Raw genomic sequence first — 18437 nt, forward strand, 5'->3', positions numbered from 1 at the left:
GATCATGTATATACCTAGACGATACGAAGAAAAAGACAGGGCATCGATCCTCGACCACCTGCGGACCCATTCCTTTGCGATCCTGGTCTCCGTCATGGAGGGCAGGCCCATTGGTACGCACATCCCCTTGTTGACGGTGGAGGAGGGCGATACGCTTTTCCTTGTCGGCCATATCAGCCGTGGGAACGAGCAAAAACACGCACTGGTGGAAGGCGCCACGGTGCTGGCGATTTTTCCGGGTCCGCACGCCTATGTGTCACCCCGCTGGTATACCAAAATGATGGTGCCGACCTGGAACTACCTGTCGGTACACGCCTATGGTACCGTGGAGCTGATGGAAGGAGAAGCGCTCGCGGCAGCCGTCACCGCTATGGTCGACCATTACGAGCATGGGATGCCGCGGCCGGTGCACGTATCGGAAATACCGGAGAAGTCATTTCAAGATGACCTCCGCGGCATCGTCGGTTTCCGTATCCGCGTGACGGAACTCCAGGCCGTGGCAAAGCTGAGCCAGAACCGGGATGACGAAAGTTACCACAATGTCGCCCGTGAACTGGACCAGTCCGGCGATGCCTCTGCCCGCGACGTCGCCGCGGAAATGAGAAAGCGCCGGGATATTTCGTAATTTTGTGAGCGCATGACACGCATCCAACTGATACAATCGATCCGGGAACGCGGCTCTTATCTTTGCGTGGGGTTGGACCCGGACCTGGACAAGGTACCCGCCCATCTGCTCGGAGAAGAAGATCCTATTTTCGCCTTCAATAAAGAGATCATCGATGCCACGCGCGATCTTTGCGTGGCCTACAAGCTCAACACCGCCTTTTACGAATGTTATGGCGTGGAGGGCTGGCGGGCGCTGGAGCGTACGGTTTCCCATATCGGTCAGGACCACTTCCTGATCGCCGACGCCAAAAGGGGGGACATCGGGAATACGTCCACCCAATACGCCAAGGCCTTTTTTGAACGCCTGCCGTTTGACGCGGTGACGGTAGCGCCTTACATGGGCGCCGATAGCGTCAAACCCTTCCTTGCTTTTGACGGGAAGTGGGCCATCGTTCTCGGGCTGACGTCGAACCCGGGCGCCGCGGACTTCGAGCTCCAGGAGGCAGGAGGCATGCCGCTCTACGAACGGGTGTTATCGACCGTCAGCGGATGGGGCCATCCGGACAACCTGATGTTTGTCGTAGGCGCCACACAGGCCTCCGCGTTTGTCCGGATCCGCAAACTGGTACCGGACCATTTTCTCCTGGTTCCCGGGGTGGGTGCACAAGGCGGCAGCCTCCGGGAAATTTCCGAAAAAGCCGCCAACAGTGACCTGGGTCTCCTGGTGAATGTTTCCCGGGGTATTACCTATGCAGGTAAGGGTGAGGACTTTGCATCCGCCGCACGGGCCGCGGCACAAGCATACCAGCAGGAAATGCAACCGTACGTGGATAAAATTTTGCGGGTAAAAATTATTAAATAATTTTAGGGCGACTTGTTGTCAAGGGTCACGATATTACTCCTGCTGTTTTCCGTGAGGATTTTTCTCGGACCGATGACTTTTGCCTGGGGCAACCGCGCCCATATCGACGTAGTCGAGGCCTTCGGACACGTCAAGCTGCATAAAAGCAGGGCTTCCTTTATCGACGTACAACGGTTTTCCACCTCCATGTGCCTGGCACCGGGGTGCTCGTTTACGATTCGCGAAGTCTCTGATTGCGTACCCGTCCCGCATGGACGCCGGACGGTGTTGCCGCTCGCTTATGTGGGCGTAAAGCCGCTGGCGGTACCCCTGCCCCAGCAATATCTGCCCCGGTTGGGCGCTTCCCACAAAGAGATTTTATTGATTTGACCCTCCGCACCGGAGGGATGCAATGACGGCGCCGTACATTCGGCAACGCCGTTTTTCCAACTCATTTATATTACTTGCATCCGACTTAACAAGCCATTGGCTTTTAAAGAGGATTACGGCCTGTTTCTACAGGCCGTTTCTATTTGCCACAAGTTTAGGCAATATTCCCGGATTTTTAATGCGGGGGGGCACGCCCCCCCGCGTTTTAACGAAAGTACAGCGGAATCAACAACTTGACGGAGAGGTTCCGGCCCATATTGAATACGCCGACGCGGTCGGTGGTATAGTTTACGGGATAGTATTTGAACCGGCTCATATAGTCCATGTAGGCGGTGTTGAACAGATTGGTGCATTGAATGAAGACCTGGCAGGCGGTGCGCCCCCTGGATGGGATATCCCCGCCGAGGCCTGCATTGAAAAGGACATAACCCTTCGTGGCGGAACGGCTGGCAGCGTATTCAAAGGGGGTAAGGGCGGTGTTCAGGCCGTTGTAAATCGCGTATTGCTGGTAGACGTCCTTTTGCTCAAAACAATCCAGCACACCTATTTTCAGATAGGCGTTCTTTACCCCTTTGGCCGAAGGAAGGACGTTGAACTTCAGGTCGGCAGTAATACGGGTGGGGGGTACAAAGGGCAGGTATTTGACCGAGTCAGGCGCATGGAGCAAACTGCCATAGACAACACTTAGTCCCGACTGCAGTTCTACCCAGCGGAGTCCGGAAGGGTGGATGTCCAGGCTGAGCTCTCCACCATACAGTTGGGCTTTGCCCTGGGTGTATTTGTAGACGGGTGCATCACCCAGCCCGGCGGCATTGAGGGAGTTGTTGATGGAATCACCCCCGAATACACTTTGCAACCCCTGCGCGTATATGAAGTCATGGATACTGTTGTTGAACAGGTCCAGCTCGACTTGTACGTCTTTGGAGCGGACGCCAAACACCAGGTCTTCTTCCAGGCTGGTCTCGGGTTTGAGTGCCGGGTCGCCGATCTCATAGACCACGGTGCCGTCGTGTACGCCGTTGGCGCCGCATTCGGCGACATTGGGTGCTCTCCAGCCGCGGGCTATATTGGCCTTTACATAGAGGTGGCTGGTGAGGTCGTAGGTGACGCCTGCGCTAAAGGAGAGACCGCTGAACCTGGACGTGAATCCCTGGAATTCATGAAAGCCGTTTGGGGCATCGGGTGCCACGGGGGCTTGTGTCGTGGAATCAACCCAGTGATCCACGCCGTGGAAGGTGCGGGTATCGTACCTAAGCCCACCGCTCAGGTGTAGTTTTCCGATCGCCTGGTTGACGATGGCAAAGCCGCCGATCTGAAAAAAGTTATAATTGGGGATCAGCATCAGGGTACCCAGGCTTTGGGAAGATTGATAGACACCATTCACCCCGGCGGTATAGTTGAACCCTCCGATCTGCCGGGACAGGTAACGGATGTCATACGTCGCTGCGTTGGAAAAATAATAGATGTCGGGCGTATTGGGCATCGTGGGATCATTGGTCTCCTGCCGCTGGTTTTTCTGCCAGGAGAATATCCCGGTAACGCGGCCCTGGCCAATCGCTATGCTGTTGTCCCAAACCAGTTTCGTATGCCTGATCCGTTGGTTGATGCAAAAGGGCGTATACGATTTTTGTTCCTGTTCTGTGGGGATCACATAGGTGGGTTGTCCATTGTTCAGGTCGGGGTAAGAGACTTGTCTTTCCATCAAACCCGTTGCCGAATCCCTGGTGCCGTCCACGATCCCCGTCTTCATATCGAAATAACTGCCGTGCAGTTGGGTATAACCCCACTTGCGGTGAACACCGATCGTTCCATCGGCATTGACGTTGCTGAATTGGGAATTCAGGGCGTACCCGTCATAAGGATCCTGGTAAGCATGCGCCATGATGTTGTCTATCCGGGCGCTCCAGGCGATGCCGCCCCTGGTGCCCGCCAGGGAAACCATGTTGTTGATCAGGCCATTGTTGGTCTGGTAGTCGAACAGGATTTTACCTTTGGTCTGTCCTTCCGGCAGCGGCTGCTCTGGTATGAGGTTGACCACGCCGGCGATGGCATCGGAACCATAAGAAAGGGAGGCGGGGCCTTTCAGGATCTCGTACCGGTTGACCGCATCCGGATCGGCCTCGATACCGAATTCATCAAACCATGCCTGGTCCACCTGTTCCACGCCGTCATTGATCGTCAGCACCCTGTTGTATCCCAAACCCCTGATGACGGGTTTGGATATACTTTGACCGTCGGTCATGGCGGAAACCCCGGGTACTTTCGCCACCGCGTCGATGACGTTGGTGGACGTATTTTCCATAAGATAGGTATCATCTACTGTAGCCACGGTAACGGGGCTTTTGTTCTGATCGGTGGCCGAGGTGACACCGGTAATGGTGATCTCATTCAACTCCATAAGGGAAGGGATCATGGCGTAATCCAGATGGCTAACCCCCTTTATGGTGATGGTTTCCAGGTGACGGGCGTACCCGGTTTTGGAGATGTCCACCAGGAAGGTCCCAGGGGGAATATTCTTCAGCCGGTAGTTTCCGGATGAATCCGATACGGCGCCCGACTTCAGGTCGGGTATATATACCACCGCCCCGGGCAAAGGAGTCCCGGTGCGTATATCCTTGATCAAACCTTTTAGTTCCTGTTGCGCCATACATGCCACGGGGGCAATAGCCATTAAACAAAGGACAATATGCTTGCCTCTCATACACAGCTTTATTGATTGGTGTAAATACGGGTGGGCCCCAACGGGGGGCCTAAGATAAGGAGGAGGAAGGTCAGGCCCGGGGCGGAGGGAAGACAACCTCCCTGTATCGCACCGGCAGCGCATTACAGGGGAGTGATCCGCCGCGGTCATCGACAGCGGCCGGGGTGGTTATATTGTCGCCGGCACATTGCGGGAGCAGGACGACGTTTAGCTTACCCGGAAATCCGGGGCTCGGCTTTGTTTCCCCGGACTTTTTGATCAGCCGGGCTTCGTTCCGGTCATCCATGCAGAACAGGTAGGTTTTGCCGCCGATGGTCCGTTGCCGGATGACGTCGTAGAGGTGTTCTTTGTACCAGCATTCCCTGCCCCCGTCCTGCCACTTGCCCGACGCATTCACCTCGTCAAGGCCCAGCCTGCGGAACTGTGCGTCGGGTAAGGTGCTCAGCCAGGCCTCCCTGGCCCTTTCGCGGAGAAGTTGCTGATAAACCAGGAACTGCCAGAAGTAGCCGATCTGGGTGTAGAAATAGACCAGCAGGAATAATATGGTGCAGATTTTCTTCAACTATGTTTTGGAGGTTCGATCTTGTCTATGGGAAGACTGCCTTCCAGCGCCTTCCGGTATTGAGCGGTGGCGGCCTTCAGACGCCCGTCCAGCAGGTTGTATACTTCCTGGTGTTGGTCGGTGGGCCCAAAGTCCGATCCGCCGTTGATGCTTTCCTTGCTGATGGTCAGGAAACGTTCCAGAATCTGGGCGGGATTCCGGAAGATATCCTCCCGCGCGCCCGTCTGGTGGACGTCGTGGAGGAGGCTTTCCACAAGATACAGCTCGTTTTCTTTTTTCAACAACCTTGCCTTTTGCTTTTTGTCGGTCGTTTTTTCCGCGGCGGCCAGCAGTTTAGACCGTAGGGTCTCCAGGGTATCGATCATGTGAAGGGTGCTTTGGATGGAGGTATAGATCTTCTGGCCAAAGGCGTATTGGTCCGCAATGTCCTGGTCCGACCCTTGCGTGTGCGGATCTCTCAGGACGTCAAGCGGTTGTTTCCATTCCTTCTGCCCGATTTTAAGGACGACCGTATACGTACCCGGCAGTACTTTGGGTGCCTGGAGACCGGGGCCGATGTCGAGGTCATAGATCACCATGGCGCGTTCGCCGGTGGAGTCGAGTTTTACCCAGTCGGCATCTTCGGGACGGGTGCGGAGCGGCGGGAGGCGGTAGGGTTGGAGGCCGAGGTCCCACCACACCCGGTTGACGCCCGGTTTATTGGTGCCCTCGATCTGTTGGAGGTGCCGGCCTTCCCCGTCCAGGATGATGACTTTGACGGTATCGGTTGCGCTGTCTTTGAGGTAGTAGTTGATACTGGCGCCATAGGGCGGGTTTTGGCCGGTGGTCATCGAACGCTCACCATGGATGCCGGGTTTTTCGCGAAAGCGATACGCTTTTCTCAGTGGGAAAAGATAGGCTTCCGAACGTTGTACGTCTGCCGAAAAATCGCGGATGGGCGTAAGGTCATCCAGGATGTAAAAGCCGCGGCCGTAAGTGCCGAGCACCAGGTCCCTGAAGTTGGACTGGACGGCGATCCCGTAGACGGGTACGGGGGGAAGGTTGTTTTTAAGGTGTACCCAGTGGCTCCCGTCATCGGGCGAGAAGTACAGCCCGTTGTCCGTTCCCGCCCACAACAGGCCTTCTTTGTCCGGGTCTTCCTTGATGGCGTGGACAAACGAAGAATTGGAGGGCGGCAGGTCTCCGCTGACGGAGGTCCAGGTCTGGCCGTAGTCGGTGGTTTTGTAGATATAAGGGCGGAAGTCCCCGATAAACTGGGCATCCACCGAAATATAAGCGGTTCCTTCGTGAAAATTGGAGGCATCGATCGACCGGATCGTCGCCCATTTGGGCAGCCCCGGGATGTGTGCGGTCACGTCGTCCCAGTGGGCGCCACCGTCCTTTGTGACGTGGACGAGCCCGTCGTTGCTCCCTGTCCATAAGAGACCGTCTTTGAGGGGGGACTCGGCCATGGCATACAGCGTACACCCGTCGAAGGTGAACAGGTTGTCGGTGCTGACCCCACCGGAGCTTTGCTGGTGGCTTTTGTCGTTGGTGGTCAGGTCAGGGCTGATGACCGTCCAGGTTTGTCCGCCGTTGCCGGTGACGTGTACGTACTGGCTGCCGATATAGACCTTGTGTCCGAAACGGGAAACCACCATCGGGTAGTTCCAATGCCAGCGGTACCGCATATCCGCGGGCGGATAACCATAACCGGCCTCCGGCCACGCGCGCACGTCCCGGATGTCGCCGGTTTTCAGGTTTACCCGGTCCAGTCCCCCGTCATAGCAACCCGACCAGACGATGTTGTTGTCTTCCGGGTCCGGCTGGGCGTATCCGCTTTCGCAGCCGCCGATGCCGGTCCAAAGCCCGAGCGGGATACCCCCCTGCAGGCTGTTGCTGGGTCCCCGGTAAGAAAACCCGTCTTGTTTGTTCCCGTATACGTAGTAGGGAACCTGGTTGTCGACGGCAACGTGGTACATCTGCGCGATCGGCAGGTTGACGTTTTGCCAGGTCTTGCCTTTGCTAAAGGTCATGTTCAAACAGCCGTCGTGGGCGACCATGGCGCGGGAGGGATTTTTTGGGTCGATCCACATGTCGTGGGTATCACCCCCGGGCCGGTAGTCGCCATTCTCATGGAGGCCGTTAAAGGATTTCCCCCCGTCTTTGGATTCCATCACGGTGACGGATAGGGTAAAGACATCATTGGGGTCGCCCGTCGATACGCGCACACGCGTGTAGTACGAGGCGCGTTGCGCCAGGGAGTGGGACGTAAACACCAGCTTCCAGGTATCCCCCCCGTCGTCCGAGCGGTACAAACCGGGGTCTTTGTCTTCGATCAGGGCATAGACCACGTTCGGTTGGCTGTAGGCAACATCCACCGAGGTTTTGCCGACCGGATGGGCTTGTCCTCCGGGGAGGCTAAGGCGCTCCCACGTCTTCCCTCCGTCCTTTGACCGGAAGATGCCGCTCCCGGGTCCGCCGCTGTTGAGCTGCCAGGTATTGAACGTGACCTGCCACATCGCGGCGTACAGGATGTTGGGATGCTGAGGGTCTATGGCGAGGTCGGAACAACCGGTGTGCTCGTCGACAAACAAGACGCGTTCCCAGGTCTTTCCCCCGTCGGTGGTTTTGTATACGCCCCGCTCCTGTTGAGGGGCGTGGGTATTGCCTAAGGAGGCGACATAGACCGTATTCGTATCCGTCGGGTCCACGATCACGCGGCTGATCCGGCCGGTTGCCACGAGGCCCATGTTTTTCCAGGTGCGGCCCGCATTGACGGATTTGTACACGCCATTACCCATGGCTTCCGCGGGCCGGATGAGAAAGGTTTCCCCGGTGCCCACCCAGACCTGTTTGGGGTTCGATGGGGCAATGGCGAGCGCGCCCACGGAAGAATTATCGGTGCTGTCGAAGATCGGGCGCCAGGTGATACCGGCGTCCTCCGTTTTGTACAGACCACCGGAGGCCGCCCCAACATAAGAGACATTGTTGTCGCCGGGCACGCCCGCCACGGCGATGGCCCGGTTGCCGTCGGGGCCGATAAAACGGAAGCGAAGCTGCCGGAAAATACTGCTGTCGAAAGACTGAGCCGACACGCAGCCCGTGACGAGACAGAAAAGGATCAGTGTTGGTGTTATCTTGGGCATGGCAGGCAATTTTTTGCGAAGGCGGTACCGGTAGCGCACGATCGTCGCCGCCAGCAGTACCAACGCACAAACCTCGCTCAGCACCTTTTCGGCATCAAAGAAGTCCACCGGCCGGTCTTTTAAGTCGGGATCCATCACGATGCCGTGGACCACGAACAACAGCGCGGTACCGTAAGAAATCAGGTGTATATTTTTCCACGCCCGAAAGCTCATCTTGTTCTTCACAACCTTCTGGGTCGTAACGATCACCACTACCAACGCGTAGAGCGCCACGGTGCCCGGAAGGACCCAGAGGGCCTGGTGGGGTGCGTGGAGGGGGTAGAGGATGTGGACCCAGGTAAACTTGCTGGCCTTGTCGGGCAAAAGGAGCAGCGGATGGGCCAACGCCAGGACGAGTGCCACATACGCCGTCCAGTTATGAAGGTCGTCGATGCTGACTTTTTTTACAAGGGTGGGCATCCGCTTCCAGAGCGGGGATCTTTTGTACGCCGTGCTCAGCATCATGCCGAGCAGGATATTGAAGGTAAGAACGCCGGTGGCGATCAAACCTATGGTGGAGGAAAGGTCCAGCCAGGAGGTATCCATATTACTAGTCTTTTACGCTGATGACGGGCACCTGGCGTTCGTATATCATTTTGTTGAGTTTGTCAAGACCCGGGCCCAGGACCTCCTTGAGCGCCGTCAACTGGACGTCGGCTTTGGCGCTCAGGTCGGCGAAGACATCCCTGACCTGTTTGCTGGGCGTGGTATACCCCACGGAGGCCGTGTTGTAGACGCCGGCCAGCTTGTCGTTGATCTTGATGGGGTAGTTGAGCATGTCCTCAGAGCTTTTGGATTTTGTCTGGTAAAGGGCTTCCTCTATTTTGGTCAGGCGGTGGGAAAGGCTGTCGGCGTATTTCCGGATGTCCTTGTTTTGTGCGGTATCGAGCCGGCTGTTGAGGTCACCCAACTGGGTGCGCACGCTGCGCAAACGGAGGATGGCCTTTTGGACGTCGTCGAATTTGTCCCGTACCTGGAGCAGGAAGCCGGCCTGGGCATCGTAGTCCGCTTCGGTCAGGGCATAGTTGGGATCTCCCTTGATGACAAAGGGGACGTCGACCGAATCCTTGTCGTACCGGAACCGGGCGCTGTAGTGACCCGGTGCGGCTTTGGGACCGCCGACCATGCCGTTCCATAAGAGCATGCCGGGAATGCGTTTTCCGCTGGGATAGTTCATATCCCATACAAAACGGTTCATGCCGGCATTGACCTCCAGCTTGTCGTCCGGGTCGGTGGCCTTTGTGCTAAACGTGCGAATGGGTTTTTGCTGTTTGTCGAAAATGGTGATGGACACGGCGGCGGAATCCGGGGTGCCGCCCAGCCAGTATTGAAAGAGGGATCCGTTGGGCGGATTTTCCCCGGCATTGGACGTGCTGCCGGCGGCGCGCCTTCCTCCAAAGCCACGCATTCTCCAGGCGTCGGCCACGGGGAAAATCGTAAGCCTTTGAAGGCTGTCTCCATGCTGTCTGACAAAGCCCAAATCGTCCAGGCTCCAGAACGCTCGTCCTTCGGTGGCGACGATCAGGGCGTCGTCCTTGATCGTCAGGTCGGTGACGGGGGTGACGGGGAGGTTGAGCTGAAAAGGTTTCCAGTGGCCCCCGTCGTCATAGCTGATGTACATGCCAAACTCCGTGCCCGCGTAGAGAAGACCGGCCTTGACCTTGTCCGCGCGCAAACAACGGGCGAAGTGGGTGGGCGGTATACCATTGGTGATCAGGGTCCAGGTTTTGCCGTAGTCGGTCGTCCGGTAGATATAGGGGGTATAGTCGTCCAGCTTGAATTTTGTTCCGACGATATACGCCGCCCCCTTCCGGAAAGGATCGGGTTCTATACAGTTCCACATCATCCACCCGCCGGCCTGGGGCGGGGTAACCTTATCCCAGTGCGCACCCCCGTCCTTGCTGACAAACACAAGACCGTCGTCGCTGCCCGTCCAAAGCAGGTCCTTTTCCAGGGGCGACTCCGCCGCGGCAAAGATGGTACAGTAGTATTCGGCGGACGTATTGTCTTTGGTGATGGGCCCCCCGCTGGGCCCTTGTTTGGATTTGTCGTTGGTGGTCAGGTCGGGACTGATCGCCGTCCAGCTTTTGCCTTCGTCATCGGTGGCGAAGAGCTCGTTGCCCGCGGCGTACAAACGGCCCGGCGTATTCGGGGAGAAGAACAAGGGGAAGTTCCACTGGAACCGGTATTTCAGTACGTCCGCGCCTTCCCCGGTGGAATTGTCCGGCCAGACGGTGATGACGCGGTTTTCTTCGGTGTGGTGATCGTAACGCCCGATATACCCGTCATAGTTCCCGCCGTACACGATGTCTGGGTTTTTCGGATCGGCTACAACGAAACCACTTTCAAAGCCTGCTGTCGGTGTCCAGTCGTTTGCGCCGATGGCACCTCCATAGGACCTGCTGCGGATCCGGATGGTTGTGTTGTCCTGCTGGGCGCCTAAGATATGGTAGGGAAAAGCATTGTCGGTGGATACCCTGTAAATCTGGGCGGTCGGCTGGTTGTCGGAGCTGCTCCACTCTTTGCCGCCGTCAAAGCTGACGTGACCACCCCCGTCGTCCGCGAGGGCCATCCGCTGCGGGTCTTCCGGGTCGATCCACAGGTCGTGGTGGTCGCTGTGTGGTGTCCGCATGGACTCGAAGGTCTTGCCGCCGTCGGTGCTTTTCATCATTTCCACATTGGGGCAGTAGAGGATATCTTCGTCTTTGGGGTCTACGAAAATGCGGTTGAAGTACCAGGCCCTTTGTTTGATGTTGTTGTCCCCGTTGGTCTTGGTCCAGGTTTTTCCGGCGTCCTTGCTGGTGTACAGACCGCCGTCCTTGTTCTCGATCATGGCGTAAACCTTGTCCGGGTTGCTGGGCGCGACGGTGACATTCACCGCGCCCCAAATCCCTTTCGGAAAACCCTTGCTGCCGGTGATGTTCGTCCAGGTCTCGCCCCCGTCCATACTTTTGTACAAACCACTTCCCTCGCCTCCGCTTTCAAAGCCATAAGGGGTCCGTATGACCCGCCAGGTGCCCGCATACAGGACCGACGGTTCCCCGGGTTCCATGGCCAGGTCGGAGCCGCCGGATTGGTCATTCACGGCCAGGACCTGTCTCCAGGTTTTACCGCCGTCGGTCGTTTTATAAATCCCCCTGGCCTTGGAGGGGCCAAACAGGTGTCCCAATACGGCGACCCAGACGATGTCGGGGTTTTTGGGGTGGATGAGGATTTTGACGATATGACGGCTGTCGGCCAGCCCGAGGTTTTTCCAGTGCCGGCCCGCGTCGTCGCTCCGCCATATACCGCCCATGCCTTCGGTGACGTTGTTCCGGATGGTGCCTTCGCCTTCTGCGGCGTAGACGATGCTTTCGTCACTGGGCGCGATGGCTACGGCGCCTACGCCACCCCCGAAAAATCCGTCCGACATATTTTTCCAATTATTACCGCCGTCCACGGTCTTCCAAAGCCCTCCGCCGGAAGTGCCTAAATAGAACGTGGTTTTCTGGTGAACGGAACCCGCGACGGCGTCTGCGCGGCCTCCCCGGAAAGGGCCGATCAGCCGGTATTTGGTCTGGGCGTAAAAAACAGAATCGGTGTCCGTCTCCACGGGTTTGTGCCGCTGGGCGGACAGCGCCGGTGCGAGCAGGAGGAACGGGATCAATAGCGTACGCATATATCGGTTGGTTAAAGGTTGATCGGGGGTTTACCGGCTTTTTTCAACTGGGCGTTGAGGGCCGAAATGTCTTTTTGCAGAAGGGCTTCCGCCTGTGCGGCCTGTTCCAGGGCGGTGCTCAAACCGGCTGCGGCCTGCGTGGTGGGGGGCATGTCGGCTTCCTCCAGCAAGGTCAGCAGGGAGGCAAACGTGCCTTCGAGCTGGCCGAAGTTGGAGGCGCCTTGTTCGCCACCCGCTCCCATTCCCATTCTCCGGCCGCGACGGGCGGCGCCCGCTAGGGCACTTAGGTCTTTTATGGCCTGGTCGAAGTCGGGCGTACCCGTGGGTTGAAGTTCGGCTCTTAGACGGCCGATCGTCGCGATCGCGTCCAGGCATTGTTTGCGCGCCTTATACGCTTTCATGGAAAGATCGAATTGTTGCTGCAACCCGGCCATCGGCGTTTTGACCCTGGGATCCATGCGGACGTGTATGGGCTGGGTATAGGTCTTACCGCCCGCCGTCAGGCGCACCTGATACGTACCGGGGAGCACCCAGGGGGAGGTGGCCGACGGGGCTGTATTCCCAAACACGGCCGCGATGGGATAGGAGGGTGGCACGTTCAATGGTTGGTAGTGCAGGTCCCAGATAAATCGGTGCGGGCCGGGCGCATTCGAAAGGATTTGCTGGGGCCGTATCCAGTACAACGGGATATTGACGTCCGGGACGGCGTAGGCTGTATCGGTGTCGCTATAATGGCGGACGAGCCGACCGTAGGCATCCAGGATATCGAGGCTGACCGGGCCGGTCGCGCCCAGGTAATAGTCAATAATGGCGCCATCGGGTGGATTTTCACCCGCCGGCTCATCCTGGGGTAGCGGCGTATCCGGGTTCATGTCCCAGCGCACCCGGACGGCGGTATCGGGCCGGTAAAGCAAGGCATCGGCAGGCCCGCTCAACTGGCGTAATGGCGCGATGTCGTCTAAAATCCAAAAAGAACGCCCGTGGGTCGCGACCACAAGGTCGTTGTCCTTGATGACAAGATCGCGGATGGAGGTCGCGGGCATGTTCAGCCGTAAGGATTGCCAGTGATCCCCGTCGTCGAACGAGACATAGACCGCGCGCTCCGAACCTGCCAGCAGGAGGCCTTTCCGGCGGGGATCCTCCCGTACGGCATTGATGGGGTCTTCGGGCAGACCGGTCACGATCTCCGTCCAGGTTTTTCCCCCGTCGCGGGTCCGGTAGATATGGGGATGCATGTCGTCGAGGCGGATGGCGTTGACCGCCGCGTAAGCAGTCAGCACGTCTTTATGACCTGCTTCGATCAACGATATTTTGCTCCAGGAAGGAAGACCGGCGGGGGTGACATTGGTCCACGTTTTTCCGCCATCCCTCGTGATATGGATCAGGCCGTCGTCTGTACCGGCCCAGATCGTATTTATATCCAGGGGAGAGGGGGCTACGGTGTAGATCACGCCCCTCCGGGCCATTTTTAGTACGGATTCCGTATTGTATATGCCCACCGTGGCCGGGATGTCCCAGGTAGGGCGGCTAAGGTCGGGGCTGATGACTTTCCAGGAGTTCCCCCCGTCCCGGGTGGAAAACAGGACGTTCCCCGCCAGGTACAAGGTGTGTGGATCGACGGGCGAAAAAAGGACGGGTGCGGTCCGCAGGAAACGGTACTTCCCGCTCCGGACGGCTTCAGGGGCGACGTTTTGAATCTGGCCCGTGCGTTTGTTGTACCGGGTGATCTTGCCGCCATAAATGATGTTGTTGTCCAGGGGGTCGGGGGCGATATAGCCATACTCCTCGACACCCACGGGATGCCATTCCCGGAAGGTGATCTCCCCGTCGTTACCGCGCGAAGCGATGCCGATGGACCCGCTTTCCTGCTGGGCGCCGTATACATTGTAAGGGAAAGTATTGTCGGTGGCTACGTGGTAAAACTGGGCGGTGGGCTGGTTGTACCAGGAAGAAAAGGTCTGGCCGCCGTTGACGGTGACGATGGCGCCCTGGTCGCAGGCGATCAGAAGGACCTCGGGATGGTCGGGGTTAATCCAGATGCGGTGGTAGTCGTCTCCCCCGGGTGCGCCCTTGTACGCGTTCCAGGACTTCCCGCCGTCGGTGGATTTCCAGACCACCACGTCGGCGGTATAGACGATGTCGGCGTTTTGGGGATCTGCCTTTACTTCGGCAAAGTCATCCCCCCTTCCCCAAAAACGGTTGTCACTGTTCAGCTTTGTCCAGGACTCGCCCCCGTCGTCCGAGCGGTATACGCCACCGTAAGCCCCCGCGTCGACCGTGGCATACAAACGGTCGGGGTCGGAGGGGGCGATGCAAAAACCGATCCTGCCCAAACCCTGGGCCGTGGTGGGCAACCCCTTGGTCAAAGGGTGCCAGGTCGTGCCTCCGTCGGTCGATTTAAAAAGACCGCTGTTGGGTCCGTTCCAGGCCCCGTTTTCCCAGGGACCCTGGCGGCCGGCCCAGAGATCGGCGTAGACGATATTGGGGTGTTTGGGATCGATGGTCACCTGGACCGCGCCGGTATTCTCGTCTTTATAAAGTACGCGCTCCCAGGTTTTCCCGCCATCGAGGCTCCGGTAGACGCCCCGCTCTTCATTGGGGCCGTACGGGTGACCAAGGACGGCGGCAAACACCTTGTTCTCATCGGTGGGATCGATCGCCAGGCCGCCGATCTGCTGGCCTTTTTCCAGGCCCAGGTGTGTCCAGGTTTTGCCGGCGTCGGAGGACCGGTAGACGCCGTTGCCCACGGACAGGTCCGGTCGCTGGATACCCTCCCCGCTGGCCACATAGAGGACGTTGGGATTGGAAGGTGCCACCGCCACATCACCGATGGAACCGGTCGGCTGGTCGTCAAAAATCGGGTTCCAGGTGCGGCCATAGTCGGTCGTTTTCCAGACGCCCCCGTTGTTCACGCCGATATAAAAGACGTTGGGTTGCTGGGGAACCCCGCAGCCGCCTACTGTGCGGCCGCCCCTGTGGGGGCCGATCATCCGGTACCGGAGGTTGGCGAAAAGGGAAGGATCGGGGACCTGGGCGGTAACCAGTTGAAGACCCAGGCAGGCCGTGACAGCCAGGCCCAAAGAGGGGATCAGTCGTTTCTGCATGTCTGTGGTTGTTCGAAGACAAAAAAGTACGACTTAATTCCAGCAACCGGCGACCGTTTATCCTTTTATCGGGTCTTCAGAATTGCACCCAGGGCTTCGTAGAGGAGATATACGTCCTCAAAGCTGTTGTACAGCGGGGCCGGCGAAAAACGGATCACGCCGGGGTCCCGGTAATCCGTGATGATCCCGGCGGCCGCCAGGGACTTTTGGAGCGCCGCGCCCTCGTAGTAGAAATAAACGGAAAGCTGGGCGCCGCGGGCCTCTTCGCGGCGGGGTGTGATGACCTCGAAGGCGCCGCCGGGTAGTTTTGTAAAGAGGTATTCCATATAACCGGTCAAGCGCAGGCTCTTGGCGCGAAGCCTGTCCAGACCGGCTTCCATAAAAAGTTCCAAAGAGGCTTCCAACCCGCCCATCACGAGGGCGGCGGCGACGCTCAGGTTCCAGCCGTCGGCCCCTCTTTCGGGGGTGAAATCGGGCAGCATGTCAAAACGGGTATCCAGCCTGGAACCGCCCCAGCCGCCAAAGCGGGGAAAGGCCGGGTCCAGGGAAAAGCGTTCATGGATATACACCGCCCCGGCGGCGCCGGGTCCCCCGTTGAGGTATTTGTAGGAGCACCAGACGGCAAAGTCTACGTCCCAGTCGTGCAGTTGCATGGGCACGTTGCCCACGGCATGGGCCAGGTCATAGCCCGCCAGGGCGCCTACGGCATGAGCGGCGGCCGTGATGGTCTTCAAGTCGAAGTTTTGACCGGTATAATAGTTGACACCTCCGATGAGAACGACAGCCAGGGACGGTCCCGCCTGCCGGATCGCCTCCAGCAGGTCCTCCTCCCGGATGAGTTTTTCACCCGGCCGCGGTGCGACCTCTATCAGCGCCTCTTTTGGATCCAGGCCGTGGTGGATGGCCTGCGTCTGGGCAGCGTATTGATCGGAGGGGAAGGCGCCGGCTTCGAGGAGGATCTTGTACCGCTCCTGCGTGGGTCTGTAAAATGAGCACAACAACAGGTGCAGGTTCACGGTCAAGGTATTCATCACGCTGACCTCGTGGGGCAGCGCGCCGGTGAGGGCCGCCAGGGGAGCCTTGAAACGGTCGGCATAGTACATCCAGGGCGCGTCCCCGATCATGTAACCGCCTACGGCGTAGGTTTTCCAGGCGTTCATGACGCGGTGTACATAAGCCTCGGCCTTTTTCGGCTGTAACCCCAGCGAATTGCCGCAGAAGTATAAGGCGGGTGTATTTCCCGCCAGCGGGAAGTGGAATTGCGCACGAAAGTCTTTGAGTTCGTCGGCCCGGTCCTGGGAGAGGGCATAGTCAAGCGTGTCGTCCATGGGGAAGCTTTGGACGGCCAATGTACGACGATCAGCTGATATTCACGGTGGCGAACTCATCGTGGAGAATGACGTCCACCGATCCATCGCCGGATTTCCCGGAATACGTTTTCTGGAACATGTCGTGGTGCTTTTCTCCCTCTTTTATGGGATAATCGCTGCTGTTGTTCAGCGAACCGAAATTGGTGAAGATGTCAAACCGGGCGGGGATGCCGGGCGCCAGTTTCAGGTTGAGGTGGGTGTAGGAGTTTTTGATCCGGAGGGTTTTGATGGCCGAAGTGACCCGGACGTCCATCATATTGCAAAATTCGAAGTCCGCATCGATATGCCCCGAGACCTCGGACACGTCTGCCTTGGAGAATTTTACGGAGACATCCCCGTTGTCCTGGCCGTTGACGCTTTGTACGTGCGCTTTGCCGAATTCGATCTTTAACGATTTGACAGAGGCGAGGCGACCGGCTTCCAGGCTGCCGAAGCTGCTGGTCAGTTCTATAAGGCCGGTGTAGTCGGGTATGCTCGTGGACCCGAATTCGTTTTTCAACCGCAGGGTTTGGGCGGCGGGCATGTACACCGTATAGTCGATGCTGAACTTCTGGTTGCGGTGGTGGTTGTGGTGTTCCTCTTCCGTGCCCAGGTCGGTCGCAAACGAAACGAGGTCTCCTTCACGGCTGTCCTTGATCTGGATCCGGTTCAGGATCGTCTCGGCCTCGGCTTCCAGGGGAGCGCTGACTTTTATGTGTACGTCCACCTGGACCTCGCTTTTGTCCCAGGTATGAACGTCGACTTTTCCAAACTTGTTGCTGATGGACACTTTGTCCGACGCGCTCAACGTATAGGACTTGGAATAGTCTTTTTCTTTGTCGGCCTGGTGACCCGCCACCACCCGGGCGGAGAGCAGGAGGGTAAGGGTGAAGAGTTTAGATATGCGTAACAGGTTGCACATGGCTTTCACTTTTTAACTGTTCGATAATGTCCAACTGCCGGTTGATCAGGTCGACCTGGAGGGCCAGATTCTGAAGCATGGCCTGGAGCACGACCTCCTGGTTGGCCTGGCCGGGCAGTTGCGTTTTTAGTTCTTGATAGGACTGATCCAGTTTTTGCAGATCCGCCGTAAAGCGCCGGTATAGTTCGGGATGCGTGGCTTTTATGGATTCGATTTCCTTGTACTTGATGGTGATGATCTGCGAGAAGTGGCCCATTTCCTGGTCGTAGGAGGCCTCCGTAGTGGTGTCGGTTTGGATGGGGGGCGGCACCCGCCGGCTGTGGTCACCCCGGTCCTGGAAGTACAGCCCCAGGCTGATCAACGCCAGCACCGTCACAGCGGCCGCCATGCCCCAGCGAAAGGCACGAAGCGGGCGCACAGCCGATGTCATGGTCATACGCTGGGAAATGTGTTCCCAAACCGCCGGCCCGGGGACCTCGCTGTCAAATTCATCCCGGTGGGCCTTGATGTATTTTTTTAAAGGATCGTTCATGGATTACCTCCTTCACGTATGAGTTGTAAAAGCCGGGCCTTGCCCCGGATGTATTGGGTCCGGACCGTGGCGTGGGTGACGCCCAAGATGCCGGCGATTTCTTCCTGGTCATAGCCCTCGAAAAGATACAGGCTCAGGACGGCCCGGAAACCGGGGGACAGCCGCTCCATCGCTTCCCGGATGCGGTGGACCTGGAGCAAGGCCTCGTCCGGCTCCCCCGGGTGCGGCTCCTCCTTGTCCCAGACCTCGGGGGGCTCGATCAACACAAGTTTCTTTTTCCGGAGCTGGTTGATCGATTTATACACCACGATCTTTTTGAGCCAGACCCCGAAAGTGGATTGCTCCTCGAACCTGGACAGATTTTTGTACGCGTCTATAAACGCTTCCTGGAGGACGTCTTCCGCGTCGGCCGTATTCCCGAGGATGCGAAGGGCGGTGTTGTACATCGCCCGGGCATACTGTTTATAGAGCAACTGGAAGCTATAGGCGTCCCCGCCCCGGCTCCGGTGCACGAGTTCGTTGGTATGGCTAAAAACAGCGACCTCCATCTATACTCTAATAACAAGCGGGAAAAAAGGATGTTGCAAGCCGGCCAGAATTTTTTT

General features: G+C 58.0%; 12 protein-coding genes. 3 read left to right on the forward strand and 9 right to left on the reverse strand.

Annotation, left to right across the window (positions count from 1 at the left end; translation table 11 throughout):
- Positions 1-4 precede the first annotated feature (4 nt).
- The 3 genes from EDB95_RS17675 to EDB95_RS17685 all read left to right on the forward strand — a co-directional run bounded on the left by EDB95_RS17675 (position 5) and on the right by EDB95_RS17685 (position 1837).
- Positions 5-625 (forward strand): FMN-binding negative transcriptional regulator, encoded by a 621-nt coding sequence (locus tag EDB95_RS17675; RefSeq protein WP_162852661.1) that lies wholly within the window; start codon positions 5-7, stop codon positions 623-625.
- A 12-nt stretch (positions 626-637) separates the two neighbouring features.
- Complete coding sequence (pyrF, locus tag EDB95_RS17680; protein ID WP_133995428.1) at positions 638-1468, forward strand: orotidine-5'-phosphate decarboxylase; 831 nt, start codon at positions 638-640, stop codon at positions 1466-1468.
- A 72-nt stretch (positions 1469-1540) separates the two neighbouring features.
- Positions 1541-1837, forward strand: a complete 297-nt coding sequence (locus tag EDB95_RS17685) for a hypothetical protein (RefSeq protein ID WP_162852662.1) — start codon at positions 1541-1543, stop codon at positions 1835-1837.
- A gap of 205 nt (positions 1838-2042) precedes the next feature.
- Here the strand turns inward: EDB95_RS17685 and EDB95_RS17690 are convergent, their stop codons facing one another.
- The 9 genes from EDB95_RS17690 to EDB95_RS17730 all read right to left on the reverse strand — a co-directional run bounded on the left by EDB95_RS17690 (position 2043) and on the right by EDB95_RS17730 (position 18380).
- A complete protein-coding gene (locus EDB95_RS17690) occupies positions 2043-4538 on the reverse strand; it encodes a TonB-dependent receptor (RefSeq protein ID WP_162852663.1) in 2496 nt (831 codons plus the stop codon).
- A 70-nt stretch (positions 4539-4608) separates the two neighbouring features.
- On the reverse strand, positions 4609-5100 hold the full coding sequence (locus tag EDB95_RS17695) for a hypothetical protein (protein WP_133995434.1): 492 nt from the start codon (positions 5098-5100) through the stop codon (positions 4609-4611).
- Complete coding sequence (locus EDB95_RS17700; protein ID WP_133995436.1) at positions 5097-8813, reverse strand: VPS10 domain-containing protein; 3717 nt, start codon at positions 8811-8813, stop codon at positions 5097-5099. The genes EDB95_RS17695 and EDB95_RS17700 overlap by 4 nt, the downstream gene beginning before the upstream one ends.
- Positions 8814-8817: 4 nt before the next feature.
- Positions 8818-11925 (reverse strand): WD40/YVTN/BNR-like repeat-containing protein, encoded by a 3108-nt coding sequence (locus tag EDB95_RS17705; RefSeq protein ID WP_133995437.1) that lies wholly within the window; start codon positions 11923-11925, stop codon positions 8818-8820.
- Positions 11926-11936: 11 nt separating this feature from the next.
- Positions 11937-15029, reverse strand: a complete 3093-nt coding sequence (locus EDB95_RS17710) for a WD40/YVTN/BNR-like repeat-containing protein (protein WP_133995439.1) — start codon at positions 15027-15029, stop codon at positions 11937-11939.
- A gap of 65 nt (positions 15030-15094) precedes the next feature.
- Positions 15095-16357 (reverse strand): kynureninase, encoded by a 1263-nt coding sequence (gene kynU / locus EDB95_RS17715; protein WP_133995440.1) that lies wholly within the window; start codon positions 16355-16357, stop codon positions 15095-15097.
- Between the two features lie 31 nt (positions 16358-16388).
- Positions 16389-17300: a DUF4097 family beta strand repeat-containing protein gene (locus tag EDB95_RS17720; RefSeq protein ID WP_133995443.1), complete on the reverse strand. Its 912-nt coding sequence runs from the start codon at positions 17298-17300 to the stop codon at positions 16389-16391.
- Positions 17275-17832: a hypothetical protein gene (locus EDB95_RS17725; protein WP_133995444.1), complete on the reverse strand. Its 558-nt coding sequence runs from the start codon at positions 17830-17832 to the stop codon at positions 17275-17277. Before EDB95_RS17725 ends, EDB95_RS17720 begins: the two co-directional genes overlap by 26 nt.
- Positions 17829-18380, reverse strand: coding sequence for an RNA polymerase sigma factor (locus EDB95_RS17730; RefSeq protein ID WP_133995446.1), 552 nt, complete (start codon positions 18378-18380; stop codon positions 17829-17831). The genes EDB95_RS17725 and EDB95_RS17730 overlap by 4 nt, the downstream gene beginning before the upstream one ends.
- Between the last annotated feature and the right edge of the window lie 57 nt (positions 18381-18437).

Origin of the sequence: Dinghuibacter silviterrae, assembly GCF_004366355.1 — a bacterium.
Taxonomy (GTDB): domain Bacteria; phylum Bacteroidota; class Bacteroidia; order Chitinophagales; family Chitinophagaceae; genus Dinghuibacter; species Dinghuibacter silviterrae.